Below are 11,196 nucleotides of genomic sequence, written 5' to 3' on the forward strand. Positions count from 1 at the left end.
GATTATTTCTTTTTGGCGATGATAAAAATAGGGTGATAGGTTAAAGGAACTTTACCTGAAGTTTGATAGAAATTATAAGCTTCATTAAATTTTAATAGCTTATTTCTATTCCAAACACTTTTTTCAGAACTCATTCCATTTACCCCAGTCTTTTTGATGTGTCTTAAGACATCCGTTCCTTTATCAAATAGCAAGTCTTTCTTCCATTCCCACGATTTAATGACCTCAAATTGATGTTTTTCTAATAGAAATTCCCAATGTGTCAATTCATGATACTCCAAGCCATTCCCCGTAATTTCCTTGATCTGCTTAAAATTATCCGGCCCAAATGTGCTGAACATAAAATAGCCATCAGGTAAAAGACTTTGATTGACTTTTTCGATAAGTACATCCAAATCTGTCATCCATTGCAAAGCCGAAGCAGAACAGATCAAATTTAATTCAGAAGGAAAAGAAATTGATTCAGCATCTCCTTCTCTAAATTTTAAATGATCATGTTTGTCAAGAAGTTGATGCGTACAATTTCTATGTAAATCATTTACCTCATATTGCCTTACATGATCGATCAAAAGATCTGTAAGGAAACCACATCCACAACCAATTTCAAAGGCGTTATTAAATGTGATTTCATGAGTGATTATTTCATCATACAATTCATCACAAATTTCCTTTTGAATACTTGCCTCATATACATAGCTTTCCACATTCTTCCCAAATCGATGTTGTACTTGAGATTTATCTAACGGAATCATAAGCATTTGAATTAGTTTTAAACTTGGAAAGGAAAGTGATTTTATCAAAAGGGAAATGTGCACCATCGATAACGGTATGCTCACTCGATTCCCAAGCGTTTATTTGATTTTGATAGGGGAAAATTCTATCCGAATTAGAAATGAAAGCTTGTTGATAAAGCGTATGATCTTCAATGCTATTTACTTCACCTAAAAACTTTAATTCCTTTTTTAATTGATCGATAGAACGATGCGGCATTTCTAAAAACTGAGAAGCCATTGTCCTGTCTGGGAAAATTCTAAAAATAAACTTTTTCCAGTTGGTCTCAGACAATCCATCCAATGTTCCCTTAAAAATGGCAGGGGGAATTCCGAACGTATAATCAACAGGAGAGAGCGTACCATTAATGGCAATTCGTTCTCCATTTATATCATTTTGTAGTAAGAAATGAGCTCCCACCAAAACACCAAATGACCAAGAAATACAATTCACGTTATTGTAAGCATTACATAAGGAATTGATCTCGGAAAAATCAAGCGATTGATAATCATAAAGCATCAACACATCAGCATCATCTAACTGAAAATCTTGAAAATATGCTGGAGTCTGTCCCCAACCACTAAAAAATAAAGTAATTGAAGCACTATTTTCTTTTTTAAGCCATTTGTACTGCATGGGATTCTTGTTTTAATAGTGATGAAACTTCCTTACAGAGTGTTTGAATCTGGTCGAAACTATGCATACTTGTGATGGATAATCGTAACCTACTTGCGTTTTTAGGCACTGTAGGGTAACGAATCGGACTGCATACCATATCTTTATCCAATAGATTATCTGATATAGTTATTGTCTTCTGATTATCACCAATAAGAATAGGTTGAATACAGCTTCTAGAAACAACATCAAAACCGCCTTTTTGTCTCAAAAGATTATAGTATTGGATGTTTTCTTCAAGCTTCTGACGTTCATTCTCAAAACTTGGTAATCTATCCCAAACAAAACTCATCCAAGCGGCATTGATACTAGGCAATGCTGTGGTAAAAATAAATGCCCTACATTTATTGATCAGGTATTCTTTCACTACCTGACTACTCACCACCAAAGCACCCACACCACCTAATGCTTTACCACAAGGCATGATATGAATATCAATTTGATTGGCTAAATCTAAAGAGGAAGCATAACCTAATCCTTTTTGGAAAAGACCGATGCTATGTGCTTCATCAAGAATAAAATAGGTGTTGTATCTATTCTTTAAATCAACCAATTGTTGTAGGTCAGCATAATCTCCATCCATAGAAAATAAGGATTCAGAAATAATATAGACATGATTGTAATCCTTCCTTTTTTTCTTTAGGATATCCTCTAAATGATCATAGTCTTTATGACGGAAACGCTCAAATTGAGCATTCGATAACCGAATACCATCGACTATACTTGCGTGATTTAGTTTATCAGAAATTATTAAATCACCTTTTTGAGGTATACAGCTTAATATTCCAGTATTGGCGTGCCATCCACTGTTCATGAACAAGCAGCCTCCTTTCTGAAAAGATGAGGCTACTTTTTGTTCTAATTCATTAAACACTTGATGATTTCCCTCTAATAATCTAGAGGAAGCACTTCCAAAACTTAAGCTTTGTTGTTTGTCTAATTCCTTAAGAAAATCGCTTTTTAAAGAAGCATTTGATGCAATCCCTAAATAATCGTTCGAAATAAAAGAAGTCATGATCTTATTGTTTCTAAGCACATTACTTTCTGTTAATCGATTGGATTCTTTTAAAGATCTATATTGATGCGACTCTTGAAGAACTGACAGTTCGTGTTCAAGATGTTGCATGTTATACGACTACTTCTTTTTGTTTTTCATTTAAGAATGATTCGCGAGGGGTTAAACCTAATAGGTTGAACATCAATTTATCTTGATCTTCTTCTGGATTCGGAGTCGTTAATAATTGGTCCCCCGCAAAAATAGAGTTAGCACCTGCCATAAAACACAATGCTTGTGCCTCAGTACTCATTTCTGTTCTACCAGCTGATAATCGAACCATTGCTTTAGGCATTAATATTCTAGAAGTGGCAATCATTCTGATCATCTCCCAAGTAGATACCATTTTGTTATTCTCCATAGGAGTTCCTTCTACCGGAACTAATGCGTTAACAGGCACAGATTCAGGGTGAATAGGTAATGTAGATAACGTATGCAACATACTGATACGGTCTTTATCTGTTTCACCTAAACCGATAATACCACCTGAACAAACAGAAATTTTTGCTTTTTGAACGTTAGCAATTGTGTCTAAACGGTCATCAAAAGTTCTTGTTGTAATTACTTTGTCGTAGTATTCTCTACTTGTATCAAGGTTATGATTATAGGCGTAAAGACCTGCATCTTTAAGTTGTTCTGCCTGCTTTTCGTCTAACATTCCAAGAGTAGCACAAACTTCCATACCCATGTCATTAATTTCAGAAACCATACCCAGTACACTTTCGAAATCACGGTTTGTTCTTGCTTCTCTCCATGCCGCACCCATACAGAAACGAGTAGATCCGTTTTCTTTTGCTTGTTTTGCTTTTTCGATCACATCCTCTTTTTGCATAAGCTTATGTGCTTTTACATGAGTATTGTGTTTCGCAGATTGGGAACAGTAACCACAATCTTCTTTACAGCCTCCGGTTTTTACAGATAATAGCGTACATACTTGTACTTCTCCAGTTTTTTGAAATGCTCTATGGATTGTTGATGATTTATACATCAATTCCATAAGTGGCATGTTATAGATTTCAGCCACTTCTTCTCTCGACCAATTGTTTCTAATTTCAGTCTGCATAATAGTTTTGTATTGATTTATGAATAGGACATAGTGATTCTACACGATATAGAATACCGTTATATATTTCCGATAAATTAGGGGGGATGCGAAATAGTTTGTTAAGTAAATCGTAGAATGTAAAGCAGTGAGTGTCCTTATCAAAATCAATAATTGGGGGTAAACTACTACTGCTTACATCAGATAAACTATGGTTGGCCTCCGTAAGTAATAAAAGGTCGACTTCTTTGAGGTCGTCGTCGTCATCGTCTTGATCAAAAAGTTGTTGAACAGACGAAGTTTCTACTTTTAATACTGGGGCATTTAGATGCATGGAAACGTTAAGTACAGCGATTTTGATCTCTCTTTTCAGGGAGTTAAAAATTGCATATCCTGTACGTGACCATCTTTTAAAAATTGCCATAATTGAATATTAAAATATTATTCTCTTGGCAATATTATCATTCTTTTTTTAGATTAAAAGAATATTATAGTTTTTTGAGGGTAGGGAGTAGTAGTTTAGAATTGTTATGAATCAGGGAGCTTAATTTTGGTTCAACGGCTTATTGTCTTCATTCTTATAATAACGTTGCGTTACTAAAATTACTGATGCACCGAACATTAATATCATGAATAAATATTCATAAAAATTATTGAAAAGACTTAAGTCTTCTTTGTCTAGGAAAAATACATTTCCTATACCTAATATAACAGTCAATATTACTAGAAACCACCTGTAAGCATTCATAAGTAAAACAGTTAATTTGTTAGACATTTAAGGTTAATCGTATGGCTTTAACTAATATACTTAAGGATATAGTGAGTGACAAAAGTAGACTGTTAATGATATTAATTCATAGGATTGTTATATCTTTTATTTGGTTTTATTTGGAATTAAGGAGTTAATCATCGCCTTCTCCTAATTCATAGGTGTTGCCCCCAAATAGACCTTTAGGTAAGACTTTTTTCATAAAAGATTGTTCACCTTCTTCTATGCTTTTTACATCTTCTTTAGCTTCTTTAAAGGCATCTTGCCAAGCTGGACCAAATCCCATCATATTACTATTTAATTTATCAATAGCTATTTGAAAAGCATGGTAGGTCATCATTTCTTGGCGTCCAGGTTTATTCATTAATGCTTTATTGGTTACTCTTAGGTTTTCGTTTTCTCTTTTTAAACGTTCAATTTCACCCTTTTTACTGCTCATTGCCTCAGCATCTATCTCCATTTTGTCATGCAAATGAGACTTTAAACGTTTAATCTCTTTGTTTTGATAGGCCTGTTTAAACCAACCTTTAACTTGTACTACCAATGCAACGGCAAGGCCGGCTAATAAACCAAAAAATAAGGATTGTATATCGAATGTTTCCCACATAGTATTTTCTTTTTAACCTAAAATCGTTCTAAAATATAAATCAGAAAATGATGAGTTAATTTACGATTTTATCTTTCAGAGGTTGAGTTCTATTACAATAAACTAAAGATAACTTATAAAGTTATAACAAAACAATAGTTAGAAAGCTTCACCTATTCTAAAATAAATGCCCCAATCATCTCTACCGACAGCAGCATCAAGACCAACATTCATATGGTTTTTAGGAAATACAGTATATCTATAACCTACACCTGCTCCAGGTAATAAAATTCCATTTTGGGATGATTCGTTGGCTCCAGAAACCGTAGCCAAACCTCCAAAGAAGTTAAGTGCCATTTTTTTATGGAAATTCCATCGATATTCTGCTTGCAGGTTATACATCGCATTTCCTCTATATTTTGCCTGAGTATATCCCCTAATATCGGTGTCTCCAACAATAAATTGTTGATTAAAAGTCAGGTCACCAATACCAAAACCTATATAGGCTCTAGCTGCTAAAACATCTCGTCCTTCTTTAAACGCAAAAAACTTATTGAATGCTAAAGTGACTTTAGTATTGGTTTGCTCATTACCTAGAAAGTTAGGGTTGAAATCAATATTGATATCGGCAATTTGACCTTTTGTAGGGTAGTAGACATTATCCCTTTGATCGTAGGATACTATAAACCCTAAAGTTTGTAGTTCTGTGACAAATGTGGTGTCAGTACCAATATCAAATTGATTCTCGAAGTCGGTATACATATAGTTGATTCCCAAATATAAATGGTTGACAATTTTTCGTTGAATTTCACCTTTGGCAAAATTTACTCCTGTGTTATACTGTATAAATCCATTGATTGGTAGTCCTACAAAAGTCTGAAAATTGAAATTTCCCGTTCCGGCAGCAACGGTTACCCTATATTTATCTTCATTAAAATAGAACTTGGAGAAACCTAAGACAAACCAAGATTCGTTGGTGGTGTACATGCCAAGTAGACCCGATACTGATGATGGAGAAATCGTATCCTTTTCACTAAGGTTGTACATCGCCATGGGTAATGCACCTACAGATAAACCAAGTGTTCTATCATAATTGATGTAGGGGATAGGCATGAATTGAAATTTCTTATCGCTTCTTTCACCACCGCCACCTGTATCAAACGATTGTCCAAATGTTGAATGAAAAGAGCAAATAAACAGTAGAAAAGTGAAAAGGTACTTTTGCATAAGAGTAATTTGGTTGTAAATCCATAGTGAAGTTAGCATAAAAAAAAACCTCTACAAAAAGATGCAGAGGTTTCCCATTGGTTTTTAGTTTTTCATCGAAGTTGTTAAAGATCAAAATATGAAGCCAATTCCTAGTTCTAGTAAATTGTCTTCTTTTGCGGCATAGGGACCAGTTGCTCGATTATTTCTGAATTGATAATCGACTTTGAATGCAATTTCTTCCCTAGGTTTGAAGTTCACACCTACAGTAATGATGTCTGAGTTAAAATGAACCATATTGGCATTAGACTCAGCTAGTAACTTCTCATTATAATTTTTGTGAGTGTCGATATACTCGTATCTCACGAAGAATGGTACTTTGACCTCATGCGGGTCAATCATAAAGTTCTTCTTGCGAAGAAAGTTTCGGTTATTGAAAAGCGATAGAAGGTCAAAGCTTCCCTCTACCAAATAACCAATATTTTGCTTGGCCATCACTTCACCAACACCACCATTTGCTTGAGCAGTCATCTGATAAATGTCGGCTGTATTCGACATATAACCAGTAGTGGCAAGTGCAATGAATTCCCAATTTTTCTGTACATAACGAGCATAAGCCGAATAGATTTGTACTACTGATTCTGCTCTACGTACATTATTATTACTATCTGTGATTTCTTGATTATCGCCTGCTTGACCGATATAAGCAGATCCACTGAATGTCCAGTCTTTTAATCCCACATAATTGATTTGTGGGTTGACAGAGAAAGTAGTGAAAGCATTTCCATCAAAGCGAGGTTCTCTACCTGAACGTACAAAAGTTCCACTTCTAAAGGCACTACCATCAAGTCCTTGAGCGAAGCCTAATGTATAATTAAAACTAGGGGACATGATGCCATAGAAACTGACACCCATACCCATCCAAGTACTTGGAATAATGATACGTTCAACATCCGATCTGTTCACAGATCCGAACATTACAGGTTCATCGTTATTATTGATATATCCAAGGCTTAAAGGATATAAACCTGTTCTTACATTAAATGATTTATGAATAGAAAAGTCCATAAAAGCTTCTAGAATAAACTCAAAATGAGAGTTTCCATTGGGATCCATCAAGTATTCTACTAGAACTTCAGAGTTCCAGATAATCTTATCTGTAAAACGGTATCCAAAAAAGGTAGAGAAACGGTATAAATTGTTGTAAGATAATTCGATATCGTCTTCCATTCCTAGGGGTACATCATTACGATTTACCATAGAAATTTCTCCAAATCCTGATACGCTCCATGGTTTTTCTGAGAAAAATACTTTAGAAGCTGCTTTTGCCAATCCTGGCTGTTGTTTAAATTTTGTTTCGTGTTCCTCTTCTTCCTGAACCTCTTGCGCAAACACTGTATTGTTAAAAGAGATTAGAGAGAATAGAATAACTAATAAATATAGGTTTTTCATATATCTCTACGTTTGTGCATTAAGAATTTATTTCTTAAAAAAGTAGAGCACAGCGTATTAGCCGTACTGCTATTTAGCACGCACGCGGAGGGGGAGGAACAATGCCTTGAATAGGCGTAGGGTAGTTACGGTCTAGGTAAAAATGCTGTTGTGTAGTTTTTGTCTCAATAGGTTTAGCCTCATCAACTATTTTAGGTATTGATGGGTAATAACATACTATTGGAGAGAAACTTTTTGATTCATTATGAGAAAACGGATTGTCTTCGAAATCATCGAAGTTGTCTTCAAAAATGATCACAACAAAAAATTCTACGATACTTTCGATTTTATCTTCCTGTTGTAATAGATACTCAGGACTGTAGTTTGCATGAGATACAATGACAGCATCAATGTCCACACTATAGTTCAATGTGTGGAGTGCAACCCATATCGTAAAGATTGAGCGAGCAATTTTCTTATATGATAGCTGTGTATTCAATTAGATAATAAAAGCGTAGAACAATTATATTCAATACAAAGTAACGTATTTACTATAAAAGGTGATGCACTAAAAAATGTGAAAAATGTTTTTAGATCTTAATAGCTTGTATAAAAAGTAATAAAACGCCTTTTAAAAGTAAATATTACGCAATAAATGTAAAATAATTTTATTACAACTCTTATAATTAATTAGTGAATAAATTATGTATTATTTGTTAACATTGGCACTGATTATGTAGTGAATAATATGTTTTTAATTTACTTTACTTAAAGGATTTTTTTATCATGAAAAAAGTACTCTTAATCTTTCTTCTAGGCTTATTCGCAATGTCATGTTCAGAAGACGAAGAGCCAGCTCCGTGTGATACACAACAAACAATCACAGATCTTACAGCTATATATGACAAGATTGAAAGCATTCCAACAGATGCAACTTGTGAGGAAACAAAAGCGGTATTCCAAGAAGCAGTAGATTTTCATAATAACAATGAAAGCTGTATCAATGAGGCACTAGAGGAATCATTAGCAGATGACCCAGAAGCTTTAGAAGAAGCAAAAAATGAATTAGAGTCAACAGTTGAACTTTTGGAGTGGTTCTTACTTGCTCCTTGTGATCAATAAAAATTACTAATTTTTAATTTAAGGTTGTTTTCAGTATAATGAAAACAACCTTTTTTTGTATCTATTATCAATGATAACTTCAAGATTATTATAACTTTGTTGTTCAATAAATAGTATTTACACATGTCTTTACATTATCAAGAAGAAATTAATAAACTAAATCAATTCATTAGCTCGTTAGAGAAAAAATCAAATCAATATTCTTTTTTGAGACTCATCTATGTTGTTGCATCAATAGGTTTGTCATTTATAGTTTATAACTATTTGAGCGATTTTCTTTGGATATCTATTTTAGTTGAGTTTTTAGGTTTTGCCGTTGTTGTTCGTCTTCATCAAAAAATATTATCTCGATTATCAGAGTATAAAGTCAAATATCAATTGATAGAAAATGAGTTGAATACTATTAAAGGCGAAGCAAATATTTATAGTAACGGAGAAGAGTTTATCAACCCTCAGCATCATTTTGCTAATGATTTAGATATTTTTGGTGAGTTTGGATTGTTCCATTTTATCAACAGAGCTAAAACTAGATTAGGAAAAACAAAGCTTGCCTCTTTCTTTCAAGAAGTTGCTGATGTGAAATTTGATAAAATATTGGAAAGAAGAGGGGCCGTAAATGAATTATCAGATAAGAAAGAGTTTTCAAATCAATTTCAATACTTACTTTTTGATAATGAAAATGAGAAAGGATTTAAACCTGTAAATACTGATGAGATTTCTAAGTTCGAATTAAAAAATGAGAAAATTTATCTTTATTACTCTTATTTGGTTCTTGTTTTATGGTGTGTAGTTGTTTACGGTTTGGTGACCACTCAAGAATGGGTGGGTAGTTTAGGTATTGGATTAGTTATCGCTAATTTCTTTGTGATGAGTAAAGTAGGAAAAGGAGTGGCTGCTTTTATGGAATTGATTAGTAATAGTGCCGAAACTTTAGAAAAGCTTTCGCAATTGATCAAATTAATTGGTGAGGCATCTTTTACTTCCAAATTATTACAATCAGAGGTGGCAAAAATCGGAAATGGAGAAACATTTCTAAAACCATTGAAAGATTTATCCTATATGATTCAACAATTGGATATCAGAAGAAACCTAGTGGGGTTGGTAATGTTATACGCTTTTTTTCCTTTTGATATTCGATTAGTAAAAAACATAAGAAATTGGTTCAATCAATACCCCCAATTATTTGATGATTTATATGATGTGATTGGTCAGCTAGAAGCAATAAATAGTTTGGCAATTCTTCAAAGAAATAAACCTGAATGGGTAGAGGTGGAGTATACTGATAAAGAATATGTATTTGAAGGTGTAGAAATGGGACACCCCTTAATATTTGAAGGTATTTCTGGAACTCAAAATGAAGGAGTAGCCAATTCTTATCATTTAAAAAATGATAATAGAGTAAGCATTATTACCGGTTCTAATATGTCTGGTAAAAGTACTTTCTTAAGGGTGGCCGGTATTAATTTGGTGTTATCTTATATTGGCAGTGTTGTTTGTGCTAAACAGTTTTCAGTTGGTAAGCCAGTGAAATTGATTACCTCTATGCGTATATCAGATAACTTAAGATTAAGTGAATCTACTTTTAAAGCCGAGTTGGAACGCATCAAATTAATTGTAGAAGCGATTAATTCTAATCAGCGCTATTTATTCTTGGTTGACGAAATGCTGAGAGGAACGAATTCGGTCGATAAACTAAAAGGATCCTTTGCTCTTCTTGAGAAATTAAAAGAAAATAAAGATGCTTTCATTTTAGTCGCTACCCATGACCTTCAGCTTTCTGAATTTGAATCGGATAATTCGGAGATGACAAAGAATTATCATTTTGATTTTGATTATCATCAAGGAGGATTTGAATTTGATTATAAAATTAAATCAGGGGTTTGTGAAAAATTTAATGCTAGTCTCTTAATGAAAGAATTGGGCCTAAATACTTAAGAGTATTTATCAAAAAATATGTACGGACGTTGCATTGCAACGTCCTTATTATAAGTGAGATTTATGCTTTAGTAATCAAAGCAACGGCATGAACAGCCATTCCTTCTTCTCTGCCCACAAAACCCATTTTTTCAGAAGTTGTCGCTTTCAATGAAATGTCTTCCTCTTCAACTCCCATTACTTCTGCTAAACATGTTTTCATAGCAGGGATATGAGGATTAATTTTTGGCCTTTCAGCAACGATCGTACAATCTACATTGCCTAATTCCCAACCTTCTTTTCTGACAATCTTCATTACATCAGCCAAAAGGATTTTACTATCTATTCCCTTAAATTGAGGGTCTGTATCTGCAAAATGGAAACCAATGTCTCTCATATTGGCAGCACCAAGAATAGCATCACAGATCGCATGGATCAAAACATCAGCATCAGAGTGTCCTATTAAACCGTGAGTATGCTCAAATTTGATTCCTCCAAGCCATAATTCTTCTCCTTCACCCTGACGGTGCACATCATATCCTTGTCCTACTCTAATTTTCATATACAAATACTGATTTTAAATTGGTGATGATCAAATTTTGGGTACAAATATAAAGGTTAATATG

12 protein-coding genes are annotated in these 11,196 nt (G+C 33.8%); 2 read left to right on the plus strand and 10 right to left on the minus strand.

Going from position 1 to position 11,196, the window contains the following annotated elements:
- Positions 1-2: 2 nt before the first annotated feature.
- The 9 genes from MY04_RS02695 to MY04_RS02735 all read right to left on the minus strand — a co-directional run bounded on the left by MY04_RS02695 (position 3) and on the right by MY04_RS02735 (position 7,952).
- The gene (locus MY04_RS02695) at positions 3-758 is read right to left on the minus strand and encodes a methyltransferase domain-containing protein (protein WP_158297529.1); all 756 of its coding nucleotides are present in this window, start codon (positions 756-758) and stop codon (positions 3-5) included.
- On the minus strand, positions 736-1,407 hold the full coding sequence (locus MY04_RS02700) for a DUF452 family protein (protein WP_066205945.1): 672 nt from the start codon (positions 1,405-1,407) through the stop codon (positions 736-738). Before MY04_RS02700 ends, MY04_RS02695 begins: the two co-directional genes overlap by 23 nt.
- The gene (locus tag MY04_RS02705; protein WP_066205947.1) at positions 1,388-2,572 is read right to left on the minus strand and encodes an aminotransferase class I/II-fold pyridoxal phosphate-dependent enzyme; all 1,185 of its coding nucleotides are present in this window, start codon (positions 2,570-2,572) and stop codon (positions 1,388-1,390) included. Before MY04_RS02705 ends, MY04_RS02700 begins: the two co-directional genes overlap by 20 nt.
- Before the next feature lies 1 nt (position 2,573).
- Entirely contained in the window at positions 2,574-3,563 is a 990-nt protein-coding gene (gene bioB, locus MY04_RS02710; protein ID WP_066205949.1) for a biotin synthase BioB, read from the minus strand.
- Entirely contained in the window at positions 3,553-3,966 is a 414-nt protein-coding gene (locus tag MY04_RS02715) for a hypothetical protein (protein WP_066205951.1), read from the minus strand. The genes bioB and MY04_RS02715 overlap by 11 nt, the downstream gene beginning before the upstream one ends.
- 478 nt (positions 3,967-4,444) lie before the next feature.
- Positions 4,445-4,918 (minus strand): hypothetical protein, encoded by a 474-nt coding sequence (locus MY04_RS02720; protein WP_066205956.1) that lies wholly within the window; start codon positions 4,916-4,918, stop codon positions 4,445-4,447.
- A 138-nt stretch (positions 4,919-5,056) separates the two neighbouring features.
- Positions 5,057-6,124: a BamA/TamA family outer membrane protein gene (locus tag MY04_RS02725; RefSeq protein WP_066205959.1), complete on the minus strand. Its 1,068-nt coding sequence runs from the start codon at positions 6,122-6,124 to the stop codon at positions 5,057-5,059.
- A 111-nt stretch (positions 6,125-6,235) separates the two neighbouring features.
- Entirely contained in the window at positions 6,236-7,555 is a 1,320-nt protein-coding gene (locus MY04_RS02730) for a hypothetical protein (protein WP_066205961.1), read from the minus strand.
- Between the two features lie 73 nt (positions 7,556-7,628).
- Positions 7,629-7,952 (minus strand): hypothetical protein, encoded by a 324-nt coding sequence (locus MY04_RS02735; protein WP_066205965.1) that lies wholly within the window; start codon positions 7,950-7,952, stop codon positions 7,629-7,631.
- Positions 7,953-8,320: 368 nt separating this feature from the next.
- On the opposite strand from MY04_RS02735, the gene MY04_RS02740 reads away from it, so the two are divergent.
- Entirely contained in the window at positions 8,321-8,656 is a 336-nt protein-coding gene (locus MY04_RS02740) for a hypothetical protein (RefSeq protein ID WP_066205968.1), read from the plus strand.
- Positions 8,657-8,779: 123 nt separating this feature from the next.
- Positions 8,780-10,591: a MutS-related protein gene (locus MY04_RS02745; RefSeq protein ID WP_066205970.1), complete on the plus strand. Its 1,812-nt coding sequence runs from the start codon at positions 8,780-8,782 to the stop codon at positions 10,589-10,591.
- Positions 10,592-10,652: 61 nt separating this feature from the next.
- Here the strand turns inward: MY04_RS02745 and ispF are convergent, their stop codons facing one another.
- The gene (gene ispF, locus MY04_RS02750; RefSeq protein ID WP_158297530.1) at positions 10,653-11,132 is read right to left on the minus strand and encodes a 2-C-methyl-D-erythritol 2,4-cyclodiphosphate synthase; all 480 of its coding nucleotides are present in this window, start codon (positions 11,130-11,132) and stop codon (positions 10,653-10,655) included.
- Between the last annotated feature and the right edge of the window lie 64 nt (positions 11,133-11,196).

This window comes from Flammeovirga sp. MY04, from assembly GCF_001682195.2.
GTDB classification, from domain to species: Bacteria; Bacteroidota; Bacteroidia; order Cytophagales; family Flammeovirgaceae; genus Flammeovirga; species Flammeovirga yaeyamensis.

Coding starts and splice junctions, on each gene's coding strand:
- MY04_RS02695 (WP_158297529.1), bottom strand. CDS start 758: ATGCTTATGATTCCGTTAGATAAATCTCAAGTACAACATCGATTTGGG.
- MY04_RS02700 (WP_066205945.1), bottom strand. CDS start 1,407: ATGCAGTACAAATGGCTTAAAAAAGAAAATAGTGCTTCAATTACTTTA.
- MY04_RS02705 (WP_066205947.1), bottom strand. CDS start 2,572: ATGCAACATCTTGAACACGAACTGTCAGTTCTTCAAGAGTCGCATCAA.
- bioB (WP_066205949.1), bottom strand. CDS start 3,563: ATGCAGACTGAAATTAGAAACAATTGGTCGAGAGAAGAAGTGGCTGAA.
- MY04_RS02715 (WP_066205951.1), bottom strand. CDS start 3,966: ATGGCAATTTTTAAAAGATGGTCACGTACAGGATATGCAATTTTTAAC.
- MY04_RS02720 (WP_066205956.1), bottom strand. CDS start 4,918: ATGTGGGAAACATTCGATATACAATCCTTATTTTTTGGTTTATTAGCC.
- MY04_RS02725 (WP_066205959.1), bottom strand. CDS start 6,124: ATGCAAAAGTACCTTTTCACTTTTCTACTGTTTATTTGCTCTTTTCAT.
- MY04_RS02730 (WP_066205961.1), bottom strand. CDS start 7,555: ATGAAAAACCTATATTTATTAGTTATTCTATTCTCTCTAATCTCTTTT.
- MY04_RS02740 (WP_066205968.1), top strand. CDS start 8,321: ATGAAAAAAGTACTCTTAATCTTTCTTCTAGGCTTATTCGCAATGTCA.
- MY04_RS02745 (WP_066205970.1), top strand. CDS start 8,780: ATGTCTTTACATTATCAAGAAGAAATTAATAAACTAAATCAATTCATT.
- ispF (WP_158297530.1), bottom strand. CDS start 11,132: ATGAAAATTAGAGTAGGACAAGGATATGATGTGCACCGTCAGGGTGAA.